Source organism: Cobetia sp. BMC6 (assembly GCF_029991385.1).
In the GTDB taxonomy this organism is placed as follows: domain Bacteria; phylum Pseudomonadota; class Gammaproteobacteria; order Pseudomonadales; family Halomonadaceae; genus Cobetia.
Window position 1 is genome coordinate 75291 of sequence record NZ_JAKUMF010000008.1, and the last position, 22362, is coordinate 97652.

Here is a 22362-nt window from a genome sequence, read left to right on the forward strand (position 1 = left end):
CCACTTCATAGCGGCACCGCGATCTGCTGCTGGCTCTGCGGCGGGGTGATCACCTGCATCTCGACGCCGTAGATATCCTTGAGGGTGACGGGGTTCATCATCTCGTCGGGCGCGCCTTCGGCCAGCACCTGGCCGCCGTGCAGCGCCACCAGGCGATCGCAGTAACGCGCCGCCAGATTGATGTCGTGCAGCACGATGATGATGCCAAGCCCGAGGGTGTGGCTCAGGTGCGAGACCAGCTCCATCACCTCGATCTGATGGGCGATATCCAGCGCCGCCAGCGGTTCATCAAGCAGTAGATAACGACTGCCCTGTGCCAGCAGCATGGCCAGCCACACGCGCTGACGTTCGCCACCGGAAAGGGTATCGACCTGCTGCTCGGCGAAGGCTTCGGTGTGGGTCAGCGCGATGGCGCGCTCGATGGCTTCTTCATCCTTGGGGCCGGGACGGCCGAGCAGGCCGTGCCACGGATAACGGCCGAAGGCGACCAGCTCGCGGCCGGTCAGCGCTTCAGCCGCCGGCAGATGCTGAGGCAGGTAGGCCACCGCCCGCGCGAATTCCCGACTGCCGAACTGCGAGAGCGGGCGATCGTCCAGCGCCAGCTTGCCACTGGTCGGGGTGTTCTGACGCGCCAGCAGCTTGAGCAGTGTCGACTTGCCGGAGCCATTGTGGCCGATCAGGCCATGCACCTTGCCGGGGGCGAAATCGAGAGACTGCGTCTTGAGCAGGCAGCGCTCGCCGAGGTCAAAGCGCAGGTGGTCGAGAGTGAACATGAAAGCATCGTCATCCGTGGTCAGGGCGTCAGGCTAGGGGCGATTCATTCTGGGCGACATGACGCGGAGACGTTCGCCCATCCGTGCTCCGCGGGGCCATCAGTGCTGATCGCCTCTTGTTGTCGGGATGTCATCACGCCGGCTTCGTCGTCGCGCCTTGCCGGGCGCGGCTGACGTTTGGCGCACGGCTGGCAGCGAATCCGCGGTGTCCTGTTGGCTGGCGGCGCAGTCGCGGCTGACTTCATTGCGATAACAGCCCGCCGCGGCCAGCCGCATCTCGCAGTGCTGCTGCGCCTGGGTGACGTAGCGGCCTGCCATGCGCTCGGACACGCCGAGTCGCTCGCCGATCTCGCGCTTGGTCAGGCCCTCGAGGCGATACCAGGTCAGGGCGAGGCGAAAATGGCCCGCCAGCTCGGAGAGTGCCGCATCGACGACCTGCAGCTTCTGGCGGCGCGCCAGGCTCCTCTCCGGGTCCAGATGGGCGGCCGCCACGCGTTCATCGCCCTCGGACACCGATTCGAATTCCGGTGCGCGGGACTGGTGGCGGTGGTGGTCGATGATCAGGTTGCGAGCGATGCGAAACAGCCAGGCGCGCGGGTTGGCGGGCCAGTCTCCGGTCAGGCGCAGACGCAGATAGACCTCATGGCTGATGTCTTCCGCCAGCTCATGCGAGCCCAGCTGGCGCACCAGAAAGCCGGTCAGTTCGTGACGATGCTCGGCAAACAGCTGGTCCAGCGAGTGACGGTATTGCTGTGCAGCACAAGCCTGCAGCTCAGCGGGCGTTTCAGCTTCTGGCCCGTGTGCGTCAGGCGTTCGCTCATCCGTGTCGCGATGAGGCCGAACTGGGGGCTTGGCGTGAGAGGACATCCACGGCTCGCAATGAGATCTGTCGTGATGGGAGGGTAATGGTATTGTTGTTACGAATCATTATCAATGGTTGAGTGTCAGGCACGCCAAGGACCGCCCCCGTGCATGACGAGGGCGGTCTCGGTGCTGCTTGGTCGTAGTTAGCTGGTCGTAGTTAGCTGGTCGTAGTTAGCTGGTCTTGGCTGACGGGCCGTAGCTGACGGGTCATGGCGATCACCAGGTCATCGCGACCTGATGATCGCCAGATGTGTCACCGCCTAGCGGCGGGCGAAGGCCGCGATGGGGTTATCCAGCTCGCCCTTGAGCTGCAGGGCGCCGGACGGATCGGTGAGATCGACCATCTGCTGGTTGTTGCGCAGCTGCAGGCGGTTGAGGCACGACAGCGTGAAGCGCGGCGCGAACAGATCATGACGCGCGAACTTGTCGGCCATCTCCGGATGGGCATCCTGATAGTCATGGATGCAGGCCGCGACGCGAGACCAGAAGGCCTCCTCCGTCATCACCTGCTCGCGCACCAGCAGCGGTACCGCGAAGCGGAAGATGCAGTCGAAGACATCGGTGAGCAGCGACAGGATGCGGATCGGTTCCGGCACCTCGACCACCAGACGCTCGACCCCTGCCGGCAGTTCGAGTGCGCGCGTCTCCTCGGTGGCGAACAGCGCCGCTTCCTCGGCGATGTCCTTCATCAGCGCACCGCACGGCACGCCATCGCGCAGACGCATGATCAGGTTCTCGCCGTGCGGCATGAACACCAGGTCGTGCTTGAAGTAGCAGTGCAGCAGCGGCGTCATGTAAGCCGTCAGCCACTTGTCGATCCACGCTTCGGCGCCGATGCCGGAACGCTCGATCAGCGCCGGCAGCAAGGCCTTCTCATCGTTGTCGACATGCAGCAGCGCGGCCATGGTCATCAGGCGCTCGCCCTCGTCCTTGACGTCTTCCGGGCTCTCACGCCACAGGCTGGCCAGCATCTTGCGATAGCCGACGGCCGCCGGGTCCGCGTCTTCCAGCACATCATCGCGATAGCCGATGGCCGCGACTTCACGCAGCAGGCGGAAGCCCCACTTCTCGAAGGATGGGTCCGAATCGATCAGGCCCTGCAGCCACTGATTGATGACCGGAGTGGCACGCATGTAATAGGGCGACAGGCCGCGCATGAAGCCCATGTTGAGGATCGACAGCGCCACCTTCACATAGCGGCGATTCGGCTGATTGCGGTTGTAGAGCGTGCGGATCGACTGCTGCGCCTGATAGCGGTCCTCCCCCAGGCCGAGACAGACGATGTGCTGGCTGGCGATCTCGGCGGCGAAGGTGATCGCCAGCTTGTGGCTCCACTGCCACGGGTGCACCGGCATCATCAGGTAGTCGGCGGGCGCAAGGCCCTTCTCGGTCAACTGCTGTTCCAGGCGGGCGAGTTCGGCTTCACCCAGCTCTTCCTCGAGCAGACGGCGCGGATCGAGACCATCCACGGCCGAGTAATGGGCGTTGTCGCGATGCACGGCGATCCACACCAGCGAGAACGGCTGGGCGGCTTCCGGCGCGTAGGCGCGATAGTCCAGCGCATCGAAGCCCATGCGGCCATTGTTGGCGACGAAGCACGGATGGCCTTCGCTCATCGCCGATTCCAGGGTCTGGAAGGAGGCGCCCGCCAGCACGCGGGCGGACTGATTCTCGCGCACGGCGCGCTGCATCTTCCATGCGCTGGAGGCGAGCGTGGCGCTGACCTCCTCGAGATAGACCGGCAGCAGACGTGGCGGAATCTCCAGCACGTCGTTGAGTTCCAGAATCAGCTCACGCGCGTCCAGCGGCAGGGCGTTGCCGTCGGCATCCAGACGCTGGATGGAGGCGGCATCGACCAGCCAGTGATCGAGCTGGAAACGGCGCGCCACGAAGCGATATTCCGCCGCGCGGCGGCTGACCGGCGGCGTGTCGCTGACCTGCGCCGCCAGCGGCAGGCGGAAGTGATGCCAGTTGTCATGGCTCTGGCAGGCGGTGCGGGTGCCGCAGTCATCGGCGCATTGCGGGTGGATCAGACGCTCGTGGCTGAACTCGGCCAGCGCCTTGCGCACCAGCAGGCGATTGGCCTGCTGCCAGTCCGGGCCGGTGAGATGCTGGCTGGCCGCGGCCGGGTTGGCGGTCACGCCGTTGTCCAGACGCGGGCTGCGGCTGGCCAGGGCGGCGCGGAAGTCCTGCGGGGTGCAGAAGCACAGGCGGGCCGGCTTGCCGTCGAGATCCAGCGGGCCATGATCGACGAAGCCCACCGCGGCATTCAGCGGATGAATGGCGCGATTGCGGCTGTCCGGCTCCACCACCACGCGGGTCACGGGACGGACTGCATCTTCCCCTTCATCGGCATGCTCATCGCGGAACTGGCCGGCGAAGATCATCGCCATGATCGATTCGATCACCGCCCGCGAGAAGCCGCTGATGGGGGCCTGGTCCTCGCTGCGCGGCGCGACGAGGAAGTGCATGCCGAAGTCGCCGGGCTGCACACTGTAATGCTTGCCGAGCGGGTCGTGCGCCGGGTCATAGAGCTCGACCAGAAAGGCCGGCTGGTCGTTGTAGAAACCGACCCAGCCCTGGGCGTGCTGGCTCTCTTCCAGGCCCTGGTAGAAGTCGTACTTGGTGGTGATGAGGTCATCACTCATTCCCCAGAAGCTGGCGCGTTCGCCGCTGGTCCACTCATCCACCATCGCCATGTCGGCGGCAAGGTCGAGCGGGCGCAGCGCGAATTCGGCGCGCTCGCTCGTGCTGTCGTCCTGCGGCTTGCGCAGGCGAGCCTGGGCTTGCTCCAGCTCAACCGCGCGGCGGGTGAAGCGCGTTCCCGGTGCCGGGCTGAGCAGATCGAGCGGTGCCGGCACGGCGAGTGAGGTCGTCCCGAATATCTGTTGTGACGGGGTCGCCGCACTGTGAGAACTTGCCGCGCTGCTGGACTGTTCGGCGCTTGCGGCGCTGGTGATGTCGACTGGCATGTTCATGCGGTGGTCTCCCGGTGTTGCGGTGCAGCGGTGTGAGTCGTGTCGGCCTGGGTGTCAGAGACGGTGCCGATAGAAGAGCTGTCGGTAGAGGCGGTGCCGGCGTGAATATCCGTCTCGCCGTAGGGCAGGTGTGCGGCGGGCAGCGGTGTGAAGCCATTGCCGCTGCCCTTTTCACTGCCCGGAGTACCGAAGCTTTGGAAGGCGATGCGGCGCTCGATGGTATAGACCTCACGACCGGTGATGGCGCGCAGGATGCAGCTGTTGCGATAGCAGGCCATGCCCAGGTCTGGTGCAGCCAGCGAGTGGGTATGCAGCTCGGCATTCTGGACGAAGATCTCGCCGGCGAACGGTGATTGATCGCCCTCGTTGCCGTCAGCGTCTGCGGTGCTTTGCGTGTCGACGGCGTAGAAGCGACCGACGGCGTAGCGGCCTTCCTCGTCACGACGAATGCGCGATTCGATGCTGCGCAGGAAGGGCGGCGCCACGTAGTGATAGCCCGTGGCCAGCACCACGGCGCTGGTGTCATGACGCCAGGCCTGCTGCTGTTCGCGCTGATAGAGCCCCAGCGTGAAGTCGCCGTCAGTCTCTTGCTTGTTCAGCGAGGTCAGTTCGGTATTGGTCATCAGGGTGGTGGGCACCACGCCTTGCAGCTGCTTGGCGTAGAGGGTGTCGTAGATCTCGTCGATCAGCTCGAGATTGATGCCCTTGTAGAGGCCCTTCTGGGTCGCCAGCAGGGTGTTGCGCTGCTCACGCGGCAGGGCGTGGAAGTAATCGATGTAATCCGGCGAGGTCATCTCCAGCGTCAGCTTGCCGTATTCCAGCGGGAAGAAGCGCGGCGAGCGTGTGATCCAGTTGAGCTGGTAGCTGTGCTGGTCGATCTCGCGCAGCAGGTCGAGATAGATCTCGGCGGCGCTCTGGCCGGAACCGATGATGGTGATAGCCGGCTGGGAGGTCAGCTCCTCCTTGCGCGCCAGATAGTGGGCGTTGTGGCACACGCGGCTGCCCGCGACCGGCACCACGTCACGCACGGCATCGGCGGCTTGCGGCAGGTAGGGCTGGGTGCCGGTGCCCAGCACCAGCTTGCGTGCGCGATAGGCGAAGGCTTCGCCGGTGCTGGGGCGAGTGCCGCGCACGACATAGATGTCGCCGACATGCTGGATGTCCTGGACGTCGTGATCGAAGCGCAGGCAGCTCAGCTCGCGCGCCGCCCACTGGCAGTACTGGTTGTACTCACGACGCAGCAGGAAGAAGTCTTCGCGGATGTAGAAGTTGTAGAGCTTGTCATGCAGCTTCAGATAGTTGAGGAAGCTGAAGTGGCTGGTCGGGTCGGCCAGCGAGACCATGTCCGCCATGAAGGGCGTCTGCATGCTGGCATCTTCCAGCAGCATGCCCGGGTGCCAGTCGAACGCGGCCTTGCGCTCGAGGAAGACGCCCTGGACGTCTTCCAGCGGCTCGCTCAGACAGGCAAGGCTGAGGTTGAAGGGGCCGATGCCGATGGCAACGAAATCCAGCACATCATCGCGCGCTTCCAGAGTGTCTGTGACGTGAGGGTTCGAGGTGTCATGCATGACGGCTTTCCTTGGCTTCTGTGGTGTGACTGCGACGGCTGGCGGCCGGAATGTCGACCAGTGGTGCGCCATGGTTCGGTTGGGCGGTGGTGCTGACGGCCAGATGATGCGCCTTGACCAGCGCCTGGCCGTGCTGGCGGATCAACTCGACCACGGCGGCCAGGTCTTCCTGGCGCGTTTCCGGGTTCAGGAGAGTGAACTTCAGGTACTGACGGCCCGAGACCTTGGTGGCGGCGACGATGGCCTCACCGCTGCGTGACAGGCGCTTGCGGATCTCGCGGTTCAAGGCGTCCCACTGCTCGGCGCTGAGGGTCTCTTCGTTGGCGTCATGGAAGCGGAATACCAGGGTGCTAAGCTCCGGGGCCTGGACGACATCGATGTCCGGCGCCGCCTCGAGCAGCTGGTAGCCCTCGCGGGTGAGGTCGATCACGCAATCGAGCATGTCGCCGAGGGCATCGGCGCCCATCAGGCGCAGTGTCATCCACAGTTTCAGGGCGTCGAAACGCCGAGTGGTCTGCAGACTCTTGTTGACCTGATCCGGCGTGCCTTCGCGGGCCTGAAGCTCCGGGTTGAGGTAGTCGGCGTGATAGGTGACGTGGCGCAGCTGGGTGCGATCACGTACCACGCAGGCACTGCAGCTGACCGGCTGGAAGAAGGTCTTGTGGTAATCGATGGTGACGGAGTCCGCCATCTCGGTGCCCTTGAGCCAGTGACCGTGGCGGCGAGAAGTGATCAGACCGCCGCCATAGGCGCCATCGACATGGAACCAGATGCCACGGGCGTGGCATTCACGGCCGATGGCCTGCAGCGGGTCGATGCTGCCGAAGTCGGTGGTACCGGCGGTGGCGACGACGGCCATCGGGATCAGGCCTTCGGCGCGGGCATTGTCGAGGGCGTCACGCAGGGCCTCGGGGTCCATGCGGCGGCGCTCATCCACGGCGACGGGGATGACGGCGTTGTGGCCGAGGCCGAGCAGGGCACAGGCCTTCTGCAGACTGAAATGGCTGATGCCGGAGGCGAAGACGCGCAGGCGTCCGGCTTCCGGCGGCAGGCCGTGGGTCTGGTTGCCGGGGTGGTTGGGCAGCTTCTCGCAGACCGCGTCACGCGCCAGCAGCAGTGCCATCAGGTTGGATTGGGTGCCGCCGCTGGTGAAGATGCCATCGGCGGTCGGGCCCAGGCCCAGGCGCTCGGTGGTCCAGTCGATCAGGCGCTGCTCGATCAGGGTGCCGCCGGCGCTCTGGTCCCAGGTGTCGAGTGAGGAATTGATCGCGCCCAGCAGGCTCTCGGCCCACACGCCGGGCAGCACGACCGGGCAGTTGAGGTGCGCGATGTAGCGGGGATGATGGAAATAGACGGCATCCTTCAGGTAGAGCGACTTGAGCTCCTCCAGACCGGCTTCGAGGTTCTCGAGGGGCGTCTCGAGATCGAGGTCGGCAAAGGCCGGACGCAGGGCCTCCGGGGTGATGCCACTGAACGGCTTTTGAACACTGTCGAGCTGTTCAGCCACCAGACTGCTGATGCGGTCCATGCCTGCCTGCCAGGCATCCATGTTGGCAGGCGAGAACAAGGCGGCGCGCGGCGAGCTGGACAGTGAGCGCGCACAGGCGTCGGTCTGGGCGTCAGACACGGAGGATCCTGCGGCAGCGCCGTAGGTGGCGGCGGAATCTTGAAGGCTGTGCATTACATAACCTTATGCGAATGTTCGCAGATAAAGACTTGGAAGAGACTCGCAGCCAGCTGGGACAGATGGCTCAGGTGCGAGGACCAGTCAGGACATTCATCAAGTGCCGCGTTTGCGGTCGTTGTTGTTGGTGAAGCTGTTGGCAAAGCCGTCGGCGTGGTCAGTCACGTCTGCCGTGGGCATCGGCAGAGTGAGTCGTCACCGAGCACCCCTGTGTCGGGCAATCTCGGTGGCCGGCAATCCCGGTGGCCGGCATCCCCGGTGTCATGTGCTGGACACGCCAGAGCTATCAGACGATGAGTGGTTCAGGGCGATGGTGCCGGCGACATCCTTGCCGCCGGCGGGTCGTGCGGGTCGATTCAGAATCGACGGACTGCGGAGTTTTCGAAATCAGAAATCATAGGTCAGTGTCGCGGTCACACTGCGCTCTGCACCGTAGTAGCAGTAGCTGGTGTCATAGCAGGACGCGACATATTCCTTGTCAAGCAGGTTGCTGACGTTGAGCTGTACGCTGGTACCGGCCCAGCCGACTTGGGATAGGTCGTAACCCAGCTTTGCATCGACAAGGGTATAGTTAGGGATTTTGGTAGTATTTTCCCTGTCAGCCCATATGTCGGCATAATAGCGAACCCCTAAACCTGTGCTCAGGCCTGCGAGAGCGCCTCTGTCGAATGCATAGTCACCCCAGATGCTAACTTGATGTTTGGGAACTTGATATTCACTATTTCCTTCATAGGTATCATCAGCCTCCAGTAGCGTTACGTCGGTATAGCTATAGCCGGCTTGCAGAGAAAAATTATCTGTGACTTGAGTTTTAGCTTCAAGCTCTACACCTTGTGATTCAATTTTTCTGATTTGCTCATAATAGTCATTGTCAGGGCTTTTGGATGAAGAGTTTTCACGTTCTATACGGAACAATGAGATGCTATATTGGTCACGTGTCCCATTGGGCTGATATTTCAATCCAGCTTCAACTTGCTTGCCAGTTGTAGGGTCGAGCAGGTTATCATCTTCATCTGTTGTTGTGTTTGGCGTAAATGATGTTGAATAGCTTACATATGGCGAAATGCCATTTTCAAAGCTATACATTAGACCAACACGTCCAGAAACCTCGTTATCATTTAGTTTGCTGACGATACCAGTATCATTATCTGTATTCTTGACCTTAACCCAGTCATTTCTGAGCCCTGCAGCAAGGTTCCACTTGCCATAGTTAATCTGGTCCTGCAGGTATACACCAGTTTGATCTAGCTCTCTCTTCTGGCTGTCTGTCGATGTTATTGTAATATCAGTATCGTTATCGCTACTGGTGGTGTCGTAATTGCTCGCAGTGCCATTTTCCCAGTCAACATTAGTTTCTCTAGTTTGATAATCCGCACCTAAGAGAACAGTATGTTTGAAATTGCCAGTGGAAAAGCGTTGTTCTAACTGGTTATCGACAGTCCAGGCATGCAGACTCTCTTCGCCTCCGGAGTAATAGCGAGAAAGTTCTGTATCTGAAGCCCATCCATAAGCATAAACGGTGCCATATTCGACATCTGAACTCAGATAGCGAAATTTTTGACGTGCAATCAAATTATCGTTGAAGCGATGTTCGAGTTCATAGCCAAGCATACGCTCAGTTCTGTCGAAGCTGTCGTACTCCTCATCACCCAGGTAGGTGTTGTTATCGAGCTTTATTCCATTATAGCTGACCGCTGTTCCTTCATATGGGAATGCTTGATAATCCCCGCCTTCCGGGTCCTTCTGAAAGTAGCCCACCAAGGTGACGGTAGTGTCGTCGGTGACGTCCATGGTGATCTGGGGAGAGAAGGCATAACGCTCTTCCTCTAGAGAGTCATACTGGGTGTCTGCCGCGCTAGTCAAACCAGTAAGGCGATAGGCGATGCGCTTTTCTTCATCCAGCGGGCCGGTAAGGTCGAAGGCTGCACTGCGTTGATTGTTATTCCCAACGGTAAAACGTACTTGACCGGAGTCTGTGAACTCGGGGCGCTTGGACTGCATCGCGACCAGTCCACCCGGAGAGGAGCGACCATAGAGTACAGAGGAGGGCCCCTTGACGACCTCGATGCTGTCGAGAAAGTAGGGGTCGATGGTCATCGAGCTATTGGTGCCTGAGTCACCCATCAGCTTCAGTCCATCGAGGAATGTATTGCTGATGGACTCATCTGTGAATCCTCGCATCACCATCAAGTCATAGCGGTTTGATGACCCGAGCTGATTGGTATAAACCCCCGGCGTGTAGTCCGCGGCACGCTGGACCGTCTCGGCTGCGCGCTTGTCGATATCGTCGCGCGTGATGGTGGAGACGGCCTGTGGGGTTTCCAGGTAGCCGGTGTCGGTCTTGGTAGCCGCTGTGGTGGTCACCGTCATGGTGTCGAGGGTCTCGTCCTGAGACTCACGGTGGTCGGCCGCCATGGCCTGACCGGCGAAGGGCAGGCCAAGGCCAATCGCCAGTGCCAGAGGGTGCCTGGGCAGGGTCATCAGCAGGGAGCGAGTGGCATTATGTGCGGCGGAGTCTTTCATGAGCGCGGTGTTCCATCCGGAATGATTTATATAGGAATGATTCTTGTTCGTCGTTCTCTCCTGTGGGTAGACGTTCAGATGACCGCTTTCTGAACCATGAATGAGAATTATTTTTATCATTCTCTTATGTCGTGGCGTCATGAGGGCTGACCACCGCCGTCATGCGCGCCCTCGCTGGCTGGCGCAGGCCGTCATCCTCGGCTGCTACCGGCACAAAAAAACTGCCCCGTGGGGCGGTTCTGATGACGCGATGAACGTGCTCGCGACGGGATCGCCGCGCTTGTCTGGCGGCGTCGCGCTGTGCTGAAGGTTACTGGTCGACCATCTCGCCCTGCAGCGTGACGGGAATGTCGCCTACCAGCTTGCCGTAGCCCAGCAGGTTGAGCAGGGTGCTGCCGACCTGATTCCTGGCGACTTCTGCACTGTCCAGTGAGATGGGGTCGGCGTTGATGAAGGTCAGGTGGGTGGCATCCTGACGGGTGACCTCCAGCGGCAGGGTCTCGCGGTGGGTGCGGTTGCCATCGGTGGCCGAGAAGGGCACCTGCATGCGCGTCGTCTGACCGGGCTCCAGCGCCGCGATGGCCAGCGGGTCAAGATTCAGGGTCAGCGTGGCCAGGCGCATCTGGCTGACGCCGGACAGCCACGGCGGCAGCTCGCCGACCTTGTCGAGCAGGTCGGTCTGGCCGACGCTCAAGGGAATGCTCATCTTGCCGTCATCTCCCACGGTGCCGCTCAGGCCATTGAGGTAATGCACGTGCTCCACATTGCCCTGGCTGCCCTGCGCGGTCAGCGTCGCGGTGGCGCCGCTGCTGTCGGGCACCAGCTGCCAGGCGGCCTGTGTCGGCAGGCTGACACCGATGCCACTCATGGCGAAGGCCAGTGCCGCGGCTTTGATCGGGGCGCCGAAGCGGCTTTTGGTGGCTATGGCGGTGAGGCGGCTGGCGGGTTTGTCGGTCGAGCGACGCGCAAGCGTACGACTCAGGGCGCGGGTCCAGCGAGAGAAAGGCAATGACATGTCATGACTCCTGATGGCCAGGGGCTTGATCGGGTGAGGCCCGCCATGAGCGCCTGGAAAAGATTCGATGCTGCAGATGGGACATTGGACAGGCGGCGGCTCCAAGGGTTCGCGACACTCGTCGCAGCCGCAGGCTGACGGGGATGATCAACGCACATCTCGCGCCGCAGCCGGGAGGGGAGAATCGCTATGTTGTTGAGTTTTCGGGCTTTCCCGAGGCTCATGCTTTCGCTATCATATGCGCGCTGCATGGGCCCATAGCTCAGTTGGTTAGAGCACTCGACTCATAATCGATTGGTCGCAGGTTCAAGTCCTGCTGGGCCCACCATGCATGCCTTCCAGTGGGGTTTCATTCAGCTGATGCTCAAAAGCTCCAGTGCCCCGACAAGTCGCCAATGGCGGCTTTTTTTGTGCCTGTCACTTCGGCCTCTCTTGCTGTTCTTTCTCTTCTTTCCCCCACCAGTGCATCAATGGCGTGATTTCTCGTGGTCCTGAACCACGAACGCCCCATGCCGTGGGGCATGAGGCGTTTTCCTCTGCATTGGCGCGGATCATCCGGTTCGGGTGATCTCTTGCAGGGTCGCTATCACTGAGTCTCTTCTTCCATTTCCTGCTCAGTGTCATTGGCGGCACCGCTGATGGCGTTGCCGGCGGTGGTCAGCGCATTGGCGGTCGCCTGACGAGTGTCCTGCCAGGCGCTGGCAGCGGTGTTCTTGGTTTCATCCCAGGCCGCTGCGGCGCTCTTGCGCGTGTCCTGCCACCAGTCGGTGGTGTAGTTCGGCTGCTGCTCGAACTCGCTCACATCCATGTCGAGGTGGATGCGGTATTCCAGGGCATCCAAATCATCACCCTGTTCGGTCTCGAGGGTGAACTTGCCCGTTTCCACGACGTACTGGTTCTCGTCCAGCCCCATGGAGTCATCGCTTTCGACGACCAGAGCGGCGACCTGCATGTTGTCGTCGAGCAGGATGTCCTCGACTTCACCGATCACGTTGTTGTCATCGTTCTGCAGGTAGACATCGGCATCCATCAGCTCATCTGCGGAGTAGAGCCCCTGCGGACTGGCCATGGCCATGCTGGTAGTGGACAGCAGCGTGGTCGCGGTGATCGCACCCAGAATCTGTTTGCGGTTCATATTGCTCATGCCGTACTCCTTGCGTGTTGAATCGGTACTTCTGGTCCGGTCCCTCAAGCGCTTCCTTCTCGCTCGTGGCGCAAATGATTCGCCAGAACCATGACCCTACCCATTGAGATCCTGACGAGACCGACAAGTTTCAAGGGGGTGAAAGAAAAACTTGTACGAGAATTCCCCTGTCTGTCACATGCAAGGTGTAAAGGGGCAATGTCGTCGTGCCACGAGAGTGAGCTTTCTGGTGCTCCGTACCTGTCGCGAACAGGCCGCCCGCAAGCGCTCTGTCAGCAGGGCCCCGACGAAGGGGGCGAGTAGAGGGGGCGAGCAGGGAGGTGAGGTGCTGAAGGATTGCATGGATATCTATGCTCACGCCGTTCAAGGCAAGAAGTCGAGGCAAGGCACGTGGATATGCCGCAATCAGTGCGCGTTCGAGGCTTTTTCTGCTCGCTGATTGGCTGCCTGAAGAGTGGAGCAAGCTGTTTTTGCACGTCAAAAGAGGCTTTTTTGTAGCGAAGTGTTACACGGCTCTGGCGGGGCGCTCTCGTGCCACAGCGGGCGCATGGGGAGAGGTAAACGCTTGATCAGCGCACACGAAAACGCCTGCCAATGCGTCTACATTAGCTATACAGATACGTTCTGATACGCGTTAAAACTTGTACACGGTTTTGGAAGTGTCTAACTTTGCAACTGTCGAAGCACGGCGGGGCAGGCAGGAGATCACCTGATACAACATTGATGGAGCCGCAGAGCCGCTTTTTCAATCCCTTGTCAGGTTGCCGCAAGTTTTCACATCGTCATGCCGCCCGCTCCACCGGTTTCGAGTACAAGGTTTTCATCATGGATCCAATGGAGGGCATCGAGATGAACACAGTACGCAAGGTTCCCATGGAGTGTTCACGCTGTGGCAGCAACCGGGTTCACCTCGAAGATTCCCCGGCAGATGATGACATCGTCAGTTGTGCAGAATGTGATGAGTTTCTGGGTGTCTGGTTCATGTTGCGTGATCGCCTTGAAGTCAGTGCCCGCAAGCGAGCTGCGATTGACCCGGCCCTGATGGCGCAGAAGGTGGTCCAGCAGCTGGACGCCTCGGCCTGAAGCAAGCGCCGGTAAGGCCCAGTGTTCGCCAGTGCGTGTGAGGGCGCACAAGAATTTTTACCTCAGTGCCAGTCGGATTCGTTGTTTCGCCCTGGTCGCGGGCTTGTTGCCCGGGGCAGCGAAACTGAATTTCTGGCACTGCAGGTAGAGTCGAGATTTCCGTGATACCGCTGACGACTGTTCAGCGTCCTGGTCGACCTGCGGCGAGCCGCGTTGCTTCCGCGATAGGTCCTGTTCTGCCTGAGAGTGTTTTCCCGGCCTTTGGTCGGGATTTTTTTGGCTTCAAGCCCATGAATGCCCGTCTGACGCCCGTCTGAAGAATGGTGCGGCGGACACCCCCTGATCTGGTATGCGTTTGATCTGCGTCATTCGCGAGGTGTTATCAGACTGTAAGATAGTGCTGTCAGACTCTTGCCCGTCGCGCTGCCATGAAGTGTGTTCCGCGCTCTGCGCGATACCTTCCGCAGCCGTGAGCGCAGAGACTGACCAGCGATAAAATTGTGGTATCTAACCGAAAGTGCAATGGAGTCTGTCGCTATCTGTCTCCATCATGCGCACGCAAACCGAGCCACGTCTTGATGTTTTCTGTACTGAGAATCTGGTCATGACATCGTCATCTTTTGCGTCGAAAAGGAGTTCGCGCATGTTTACCCCATCAGTCCCGACCCGTAATGGCCCTCAGTGTCCCGAATGCAACGAAGCGCTGGATTGGCCTGCCCGTGATCTGCCGGATGATCACATCCTCAAGTGCCCGAACGGCCATGCGTTGTGTTCGATGGGCGATTTTCGCCTGGCGGCACGTGAGATGGCGCTGCAGGAAGAGTTCCGCCTGACGCGTGATGGCGCCAGATCACACGGCCAGCACCGTGTGCCGGAGCGCCCCGTCGCACGCATGTCCAACACCGCAAGTCACGGCACCAGTCATGAGTCGCTTGCCGGCAGCATCAGCGCCGCGTGACACCTGTCTGTTCGCGCCTGCCCCTCAAGCCCCGGCCACCGTGCCGGGGCTTTGCGTCTGAGCGTAGTGCCGGGCAGTGCCTGGGCGAGGTAGCTCGGTGAGGTAGCTCGAGCCGAATGACAAGCGACTCCCCGCCAGCGGGGTTGCATGCCGTGTGAGTGGCCCCATGTCTTGGGGAGACGCCAATCGACCAGCTTCAAGGCGAGCGGCCCAGACACCGAACAGGAGAATGCTTCATGTCAGATCTTTCCGAGGAACTGCGTATTCCCAAGCCGTGCCCGGACTGTGGCAGCCAGCGAGTCCGCGTCTCGCAGGTCCACAATCCCGACGACAAGGTGTTCTGTGCATCCTGCGGTACCTACGTCTGTCTGTATGCCGATGTGGCCAAGATGCGAGAGGAGGGCGCGAGCAGCGAAGCGGAAGAGCTGCTGGAGCAGGCGTCCAACAAGGGCATGAAAAAGTGACCTGATCCTTGGCCGAGACACCGACAAAAGAAAAGGCCCCCCACCGTGAGGTGAGGGGCCTTTTCTTTTGTCGGGCACATTTCATGTCAGGCGTATTTCATGTCAGGCGCAGGCCCTATGCTTGAGGGCGCGCGCCTGGGTTCGCGTTAGCTCTCGTCACCCTGACTCGGGGTAGAGGCCTTGGCGATGGCACCAGTGTTGTCGGCGGCTTCCAGCTTGGCCAGCATGTTCTCTGACTGACGCTTGAAGTTGGCAAGCGCCTTGCCGGACAGAGACTTGTTGTTCGGCAGCTGAACACGCATGGCATCGACCTGGCGGTTGTTGACCATCACCTCATAGTGCAGGTGCGGGCCGGTGGAGCGGCCGGTGTTGCCAGACAGGGCGATCTTCTCACCCATGGTCACGCGCTCGCCTTTCTTGACCAGCGGGCGTGACAGGTGCAGATAACGGGTCTTGTAGCCGTTGTCCATGCGCAGCACCAGATAGCGACCGGCCAGCGGGTGGTTGCCGACCAGCTCGACGACGCCATCCGCGGTGGAAAGCACCGGTGTGCCGATACGCACCGCGAAGTCAGTGCCCTTGTGCGGGCTGATGCGTCCGGTCACCGGATGGCGACGGCTGAGGTTGAACGGCGAGCTGATGCGCGCCTTGTGCGCCAGCGGATAGCGATTGAAGGCCGGGTCGAGGCCCTTGCCATCAGGGGTGTAGTAGCGGCCATCGCTGCTGTTGCGCACCACGGTCAGTGACTTGCGAGACCCTTCGTAGCGTGCGGCGAGGATGCGGGAATCCATGCTGGTGCCGTCGATCATGTCGGACTCGACCAGCACCTGGAACTTGTCACCCTTGCGCGTATCGCGACGGAAATCGATCTTCTTGCCCAGCACCTGGGTCAGCTGGCTGACTTCCGCCACGCCCAGGCCAGTGGCTTCCGCCGAGAGGGAGAAGCTGCCACTGACCGTACCGGCGAACATGCGCTGAGTGGCCTGGGTTGCCTTCTCGATCTTGGCGACATTGAAGCTTTCACCGCCGGCCTCACGCTTGACCATGAAGCCGCGACGCGCGTCCTTCATGATGCGCAACGCCAGCAGGTTGCCGTCTTCATCCAGCTTGTAATCGAAGCTGTCGCCGATGCGCCAATGGGTCAGCACGCGCTTGTCAGGCAGCGCCTTGAGGATGCGCGTGGTTTCGCTGTAGCCAAGGCCCAGCGAGCGCTCCGCCATCACGGCGAAGGTATCGCCGGCCTGCACGGTATAGGTCTGCCACTCGGGCACATAGACTTCCTCGGCCGCCAGCTCGGTCTGCAGCGTCGGGCTTTCGCCGAGCTCGACCGGGTCGACGGAGAGGTCGTCATAGGAGGTGCCGCCGGCCTGTTCGTCGGTCGCGGTGCCGATGACGGCTTCCGCGGTCTTCACTGCCGCCGGCGCCAGTGCCACGATCGGGCCTGTCGTCTGGCTGTCGGGATGATAGTTGGCATCCGTCAGCAGCGTCGGCATGTCGAAATCGATGGCGACGATCTCGCTCGGCGTCAGTGCTGCCAGCGGAATGTCACCGGAGGCCGGGCTGGTCGCCGTCTGATTGGCGAGCTGCGCCGGGCTCAGGGGAGACTGAGTGTCATCGGCGGCAGCAATCGCCAGCGGCAGCCTGGCCGGGGTGCTGGAATTTGCACTGGCCAGGTCGATGGCGATGGACTGTGAGGCCGTAGAGACATCAGGAGCATCGAATGTTTCGAGAAGCTTGTGAGCACCCAGCACGGTAACCATGGTGGCAACAGGTAAAAGAAGATACTTGTGCGCGCGAGGGAGCGAATGAAGGATTCGCAGCATATGTGACCGATAAAGTTATGTGAAATGAAAAGATGGCAACAATGAGGCATTCGAACCTTAACCAAGGTTCCCATCGTTCGATAGGCTGGACGCATGTCCAGTATGAGTAATTCAACCCTGTTTAGATCATTGACGGCGCAATTGGCGGTACCGGCAACATGAGGTCTGGCGAAAATAGCGCCATTTTTGCTTAGGAAACGCTGTTCAGGCAGTAAATCCTGCTTGGTGTTAAATTTTGTAAAGTTACGCAAAATAGCGTATTTGGCCTTCTGCATTTCAGAGGATGCCGTCCTGATGTCCGAGGATTGCGACCAGATATCGGGAGTCTGACAGCACAGAATGCTCTTTTGCTCCCGTCGGGTTGCAGTATCAGGTGTCTGGTTTTTTGCGTCTGGCATGTCAGGATTGCCCCGTGCATTCCCGTACGTTCTGCAAGAGGAATCCCGATGTCGTCACGCGTGACACTGGCTCAGTGGCAGATGCTGGCCGCCGTGGTGGACCACGGCAGCTTCGCGCGGGCGGCGGCCGCGATCCACAAGAGCCCCTCGACCCTGAATCACGCCGTGCATCGTCTCGAGGCCTTGCTGGGCGTTCAGGTGCTGGAGCCGGTCGGGCGCAATGTCCGGCTGACCGAGGCGGGTGAATTGCTGCTGCGCCGGGCGCGTCAGTTGATCGAGAATGCGCGGGCACTCGAGGATGTGGCCGATGCGTTGTCGGAAGGCATGGAGAGCGAGATCGCCATCGCGGTGGATCAGCTGTTTCCGCCGGATGTGCTGGCACGGGCGCTGGAAGCCTTCTCGACGGCCTACCCGCAGGTGCGTGTCCAGCTGCACGAGACGACGCTGACCGGCGGGCGCGAGCTGTTCGAGGAGAAGGAAGCGGACCTGTTGATCAGCGGCTTGATGCTGGATGGCCATCTCGGCACCCCGTTGCTGCGTGAAACCTTCATCGCCGTGGCAGCGCCGGGGCACCCGCTGCACGCCCTCGGGCGGCCGCTGGATCTGCGTGATCTCGTGCAGCATCGCCAGCTGGTGGTGCGCGACAGCAGCCGTTCCAGCGGCATGGATGCCGGCTGGCTCAAGGCCGAGGCGCGCTGGACGGTGAGCCACCTGGCCACGTCAGTCGATCTTGCCGAACGCGGACTGGGCTTCGCCTGGTTGCCCCGTACCCGCATGAGCGAGGCCCTGGCCCGAGGGCGGCTGCTGCCACTGCCGCTGGCCAATGGCGGCGAGCGTGAAGTGTCGCTGATGCTCTATCTGCCGGACGATGATCGCGCGGGTCCCGCCGTCCGAGCGATGAAGGCGCAGCTGCACGCTGCCGTCGAGCAGGAGGCAAGCGAGCGGCGCTCCTGAAAGCGCGCAGGGCCTGAAAAGAGTGAGGGCTTGAGAAGAGCGCGCGGCGTGATCGTTCGAGAAACTCGATCGTTGCCACGCAGTGAATTCGCTTGCGCTGTCGCGCTCGATTCTTAGGCTGGGGGCATCCCCTCAAGCCATATAAGGAGTGTGCAAGATGGGCTTACTGGTCGACGGCAAGTGGCAGGATCGCTGGTATGACACCGACAGCACCGGCGGTGAATTCAAGCGCGAGAGCGCGCGGCTCAGGGATTGGGTCGTGGCGCCCGATGCCCCGCTCGAGGGGCCGCAGGGACAAGCGGCCGTGCCCGCCAGCGCAGACCGCTTCCACCTCTACGTCTCGCTGGCCTGCCCCTGGGCGCACCGCGCGCTGATCATGCGCTCTCTCAAGGGGCTCAAGCCGCTGGTCGGCATGTCCTACACCAGCCCCTTGATGCTCGAACATGGCTGGAGCTATCTCGAGGAAGAAGGCTCCAGCGGTGATCCGATCAATGGCGTGCGCTATCACCACCAGCTCTACACCCTGACCGACCCGCACTACACCGGCCGTGTCACCGTGCCGGCGCTCTGGGACAAGCAGACCGGTCGCATCGTCAACAACGAGTCGGCGGAACTCGTACGCATCTTCAATGACGCCTTCGATTCGCTGACCGGCAATGATCTGGACTTCTATCCCGAAGACCTGCGCGGCGAGATCGATGCCATCAATGCCGAGGTCTATGACAAGGTCAACAATGGCGTCTACAAGACCGGCTTCGCCACGCGGCAGGAGGTCTACGAGCGTCACTTCACGGCGCTGTTCGAGTGCCTGGATTCACTGGAACGCCGGCTGTCCGACTCGCGCTATCTCACCGGTGAATGGCTGACCGAAGCCGACATCCGCACGTTCACCACCCTGATCCGCTTCGATGCCGTCTACTTCGGGCACTTCAAGTGCAATCAGCGCCGTATCGCCGACTATCCCAATCTCTCGCACTATCTGCGCGAGCTGTATCAGTGGCCAGGCATCGCCGAGACCTGCGATCTTGCGCATATCAAGACCCACTATTACGCCAGTCAGCAGACCATCAATCCCACCGCTATCGTGCCGGTCGGCCCGAGCCTGGCGCTCGACGCTCCCCATGACCGCGAGCGTCTGCCGGGCCAGGGCATTCGCCGTCACGCCTGAGGTATTGAAGTGTGAGCTGATCGCGCCCGAGTTGATGGCGAGCAGCGGCGGTTGGATCAGGCGCGCGGTGTCGGGCGTCTGATCTTCGCCAGCCAGCGGTCCAGCGCATTGCCGAAGTCGCGTTGCTCGCGCTGGCCATAGGCGGAGGGGCCGCCGGTGTGCTCGCCGCTGGAGCGCATGCTCTCCATGAAGTCGCGCATCTGCACCTTGGCGCGAATGTTGTTGCCATCCAGCGCTTCGCCGCGGGTCGTCATCACCAGCGCGCCTTTCTCGATCGCCTCCAGCGCCAGCGGCAGGTCGGAGGTGATCACCATGTCGCCGGGGTGGGCGCGCTCGACGATCAACTGATCGGCAGCATCTGCCCCTTGTGGAACCGACAGCGCCTTGACGTGCATCGAGCGCGGCAGCGGCACCTGATGGTTGGCGACGAACCAGGTGGGGGTCGCGGTGCGTTCCGCCGCGCGCACCAGGATGTCGCGCGCGGCGCGCGGACAGGCATCGGCGTCGACCCACAGCGTGGTGACATGCTCGGCGGGATGCTCCGGGGAGGGGGCGTCATGGTCTTGCGCGTCAGTCATGCAGGCTCCTGTCAGGTGGCTGTTCAGCGAGGCGTGATGGCAGGGCGCATGCCTGCCCGAAGGCGGCTGGCCTGCGACCAAGGTCAAAAGAAAGGATGCAGAATGCGTGAGAGGCTGCTAGAATGCCAGCTCCTCGCATGTAGTGACCCACCATCCTGAGTAGCCGAGCCCGACGTGATCGCCGTTTCTTGTGGCCATCAGCCGGTATTTCGCGCCTCCCGGACCGCGTGGCGTAGCTTGCCCCAGCCATCCGTGACCCCTCGATTCGATCGATGTCCGGCCGCCGCGATGCAAGACCCGTCCCTGTCCACAGTGTGCATGATGGAGCGCCCCGAGACTCTGAGTAGAAGAGCCTCTGGTTGCTGTACGGTCGCCGCAGCGTTGTGCCTGAAAGTGGAATTGCGTCCACCTTCAGAGCAACCCGGGCCCGTCCATGCCAAGACGTCCAGCACTCGTACGTTTTTTCTGATGATGCCAGCGCCTCGTGCCTGACTGCATCGCCAGACGGAGCCCTTACGCTTCGTGTCGGTTCAACCCGACCCATTCTTCAGCTGCAAGCCTTACTTGTAGCCATTTAGGTGTGAGATATACATGACCACGACTTCCGTCGTCGATCGCTTCAGCGATCTTGCCCTGCTGCCTGCCGTCCTGACCTCTCTCGAGAAGCTGGGCTACGAAACCCCGTCCCCGATCCAGGCTCAGACCATCCCGAGTCTGCTCGAAGGCCGTGACATGATCGGCCAGGCACAGACGGGTACCGGCAAGACCGCTGCCTTTGCACTCCCGCTGTTGACCCGTCTGGACCTCGACCGCCGTGAACCGCAGGTTCTCGTGCTGGCCCCGACCCGTGAGCTGGCCCAACAGGTCGCCGTCAACTTCACACGTTACGGTCAGTTCATGCGTGGCCTGGAAGTGGCCACTCTCTGCGGTGGTCAGGACTACCGCGAGCAGATGCGTAGCCTCAAGAGCGGCGCGCAGATCGTCGTCGGCACCCCGGGTCGTGTCATCGACCACCTGGATCGCAAGAGCCTGAACCTGAACGGCCTGAAAGCCCTCGTGCTGGATGAAGCCGATGAGATGCTGCGCATGGGCTTCATCGATGACGTCAAGCGCGTCGTCGCCGATACCCCGAAGGAAGCGCAGCGCGTCTTCTTCTCCGCGACGCTGCCGACCGAGATCGAGCGTATCGTCAACCGCTACCTGGTTGATCCGGTCAAGGTTGCCATCAAGTCCGAATCGCGTACCGCTTCCACCATCGAACAGATGATGGTGCGTGTCGAAGGCGGCGCCAAGCTGGAAGCGCTGTCCCGTCTGCTGGAAGTCGAGACCGTCGATGCGGCCATCGTCTTCGTGCGTACTCGTGCCGCCTGTACCACAGTCGTCGAACAGCTGATCGCTCGCGGTATCTCCGCGGCAGCGCTGTCCGGTGATCTGGACCAGTCCCTGCGCGAGCGCACCGTGACTCGCCTGAAGCGTGGCAAGGTCGACGTGCTGGTCGCGACCGACGTCGCCGCTCGTGGTCTGGACGTGGCGCGTATCACCCACGTCTTCAACTACGACCTGCCGGGTGACAGCGAATCCTTCGTCCACCGTACTGGTCGTACTGGCCGTGCCGGTCGTGAAGGTCGCGCCATCACCTTCGTCAGCGGTCGCGAAATGCGCAAGGTTCGCTGGATGGAGCAGGCCCTGGGCCAGCGCATCACCGAACGCCAGCTGCCGAGCGAAGAAGAGATCCGTAGCCACCGTGACGCCGCCTTCCGTGCTCGCGTCGTCGAAGCCCTGGGCAGCAGCTCCAACGGTCACCGCGCTCTGGTCCAGAGCCTGGTCGAAGAAGGTCACGATCCGGTCGAGCTGGCTGCTGTCTTCGTCAAGATGGCTCGCGCCGAAGAGACGCCGATCCAGTCTCTGCCGAAGCCGGGTGCGCGTCGCAACGAGCGCGGTGAGCGCACCGAGCGTCCGGAACGCGGTGAGCGTCGCAACTCCGCGCCGGTCGCGCGTGAAGGCATGAAGCTCTACCGTGTGGCCGTCGGCCACCGTGACGGCGTCAAGCCGGGCCAGCTGGTTGGCGCTCTCGCCAACGAAGGCGGCATCGAAGGTTCACGCATCGGTCGCATCGACATCCGCAACACGCACAGTGTCGTGGAACTGCCGAGCGGTCTGCCGACCAGCATCGTGTCCAAGATGGCGCGTGCTCGCGTCGCTGGCCGTCCGCTGGAACTGGCAGAAGACGGTGCGGGCGCTCGTCCGCAGCGCCGTGAAGGTGGCAACGACGACCGTCGTCGCGCCTGATCAGGCCTGAGTCGGGCCGGCACTGATCGCAGTGCTGGCCACGGCTTCTGAAAAGACCGGTACCTCTCACGAGGTGCCGGTTTTTTTGTGCCTGGACG

16 protein-coding genes and 1 tRNA gene are annotated in these 22362 nt (G+C 61.7%); 7 read left to right on the forward strand and 10 right to left on the reverse strand.

Annotated features, from left to right (window positions below; translation table 11 throughout):
• Positions 1 to 5: 5 nt before the first annotated feature.
• The 7 genes from MKZ40_RS13810 to MKZ40_RS13840 form a co-directional block, all read right to left on the reverse strand.
• Positions 6 to 773 (reverse strand): ATP-binding cassette domain-containing protein, encoded by a 768-nt coding sequence (locus MKZ40_RS13810; RefSeq protein ID WP_175090180.1) that lies wholly within the window; start codon positions 771 to 773, stop codon positions 6 to 8.
• Positions 774 to 872: 99 nt separating this feature from the next.
• On the reverse strand, positions 873 to 1640 hold the full coding sequence (locus MKZ40_RS13815) for an RNA polymerase sigma factor (protein WP_175090181.1): 768 nt from the start codon (positions 1638 to 1640) through the stop codon (positions 873 to 875).
• A 257-nt stretch (positions 1641 to 1897) separates the two neighbouring features.
• On the reverse strand, positions 1898 to 4615 hold the full coding sequence (locus tag MKZ40_RS13820; RefSeq protein ID WP_217485903.1) for a GNAT family N-acetyltransferase: 2718 nt from the start codon (positions 4613 to 4615) through the stop codon (positions 1898 to 1900).
• A complete protein-coding gene (locus tag MKZ40_RS13825) occupies positions 4612 to 6183 on the reverse strand; it encodes a SidA/IucD/PvdA family monooxygenase (protein WP_175090182.1) in 1572 nt (523 codons plus the stop codon). The genes MKZ40_RS13820 and MKZ40_RS13825 overlap by 4 nt, the downstream gene beginning before the upstream one ends.
• Positions 6176 to 7810 carry an aspartate aminotransferase family protein gene (locus MKZ40_RS13830; protein ID WP_282627938.1) on the reverse strand — a complete coding sequence of 545 codons (1635 nt, stop codon included), beginning with the start codon at positions 7808 to 7810 and terminating at the stop codon, positions 6176 to 6178. The genes MKZ40_RS13825 and MKZ40_RS13830 overlap by 8 nt, the downstream gene beginning before the upstream one ends.
• 444 nt (positions 7811 to 8254) lie before the next feature.
• Complete coding sequence (locus tag MKZ40_RS13835) at positions 8255 to 10390, reverse strand: TonB-dependent siderophore receptor (RefSeq protein ID WP_254627143.1); 2136 nt, start codon at positions 10388 to 10390, stop codon at positions 8255 to 8257.
• Positions 10391 to 10700: 310 nt separating this feature from the next.
• Complete coding sequence (locus MKZ40_RS13840) at positions 10701 to 11405, reverse strand: hypothetical protein (RefSeq protein WP_175090183.1); 705 nt, start codon at positions 11403 to 11405, stop codon at positions 10701 to 10703.
• Positions 11406 to 11656: 251 nt separating this feature from the next.
• On the opposite strand from MKZ40_RS13840, the gene MKZ40_RS13845 reads away from it, so the two are divergent.
• A tRNA-Ile gene (locus MKZ40_RS13845) sits at positions 11657 to 11733 on the forward strand.
• A 258-nt stretch (positions 11734 to 11991) separates the two neighbouring features.
• Here MKZ40_RS13845 and MKZ40_RS13850 read toward each other — a convergent pair.
• A complete protein-coding gene (locus tag MKZ40_RS13850) occupies positions 11992 to 12549 on the reverse strand; it encodes a hypothetical protein (protein WP_052384472.1) in 558 nt (185 codons plus the stop codon).
• Between the two features lie 669 nt (positions 12550 to 13218).
• Between MKZ40_RS13850 and MKZ40_RS13855 the strand changes: the two genes are divergently transcribed.
• The 3 genes from MKZ40_RS13855 (at position 13219) to MKZ40_RS13865 (ending at position 15054) form a co-directional block, all read left to right on the forward strand.
• Positions 13219 to 13632 (forward strand): hypothetical protein, encoded by a 414-nt coding sequence (locus MKZ40_RS13855; RefSeq protein WP_175090184.1) that lies wholly within the window; start codon positions 13219 to 13221, stop codon positions 13630 to 13632.
• Positions 13633 to 14275: 643 nt separating this feature from the next.
• Positions 14276 to 14590, forward strand: coding sequence for a hypothetical protein (locus tag MKZ40_RS13860; protein WP_043333132.1), 315 nt, complete (start codon positions 14276 to 14278; stop codon positions 14588 to 14590).
• A gap of 236 nt (positions 14591 to 14826) precedes the next feature.
• A complete protein-coding gene (locus MKZ40_RS13865) occupies positions 14827 to 15054 on the forward strand; it encodes a hypothetical protein (protein WP_054555349.1) in 228 nt (75 codons plus the stop codon).
• A 146-nt stretch (positions 15055 to 15200) separates the two neighbouring features.
• On the opposite strand, the gene MKZ40_RS13870 is transcribed toward MKZ40_RS13865, so the two are convergent.
• Positions 15201 to 16814, reverse strand: a complete 1614-nt coding sequence (locus MKZ40_RS13870; protein WP_254627144.1) for a peptidoglycan DD-metalloendopeptidase family protein — start codon at positions 16812 to 16814, stop codon at positions 15201 to 15203.
• Between the two features lie 509 nt (positions 16815 to 17323).
• Here MKZ40_RS13870 and MKZ40_RS13875 point away from each other — a divergent pair.
• Positions 17324 to 18229, forward strand: a complete 906-nt coding sequence (locus MKZ40_RS13875; protein ID WP_175090186.1) for a LysR family transcriptional regulator — start codon at positions 17324 to 17326, stop codon at positions 18227 to 18229.
• A 157-nt stretch (positions 18230 to 18386) separates the two neighbouring features.
• Positions 18387 to 19397 (forward strand): glutathione S-transferase family protein, encoded by a 1011-nt coding sequence (locus MKZ40_RS13880; protein WP_175090187.1) that lies wholly within the window; start codon positions 18387 to 18389, stop codon positions 19395 to 19397.
• A gap of 56 nt (positions 19398 to 19453) precedes the next feature.
• On the opposite strand, the gene MKZ40_RS13885 is transcribed toward MKZ40_RS13880, so the two are convergent.
• Positions 19454 to 19975 (reverse strand): YaiI/YqxD family protein, encoded by a 522-nt coding sequence (locus MKZ40_RS13885; protein WP_175090188.1) that lies wholly within the window; start codon positions 19973 to 19975, stop codon positions 19454 to 19456.
• 591 nt (positions 19976 to 20566) lie between these two features.
• Between MKZ40_RS13885 and MKZ40_RS13890 the strand changes: the two genes are divergently transcribed.
• Positions 20567 to 22264: a DEAD/DEAH box helicase gene (locus MKZ40_RS13890; protein ID WP_175090189.1), complete on the forward strand. Its 1698-nt coding sequence runs from the start codon at positions 20567 to 20569 to the stop codon at positions 22262 to 22264.
• Positions 22265 to 22362 lie beyond the last annotated feature (98 nt).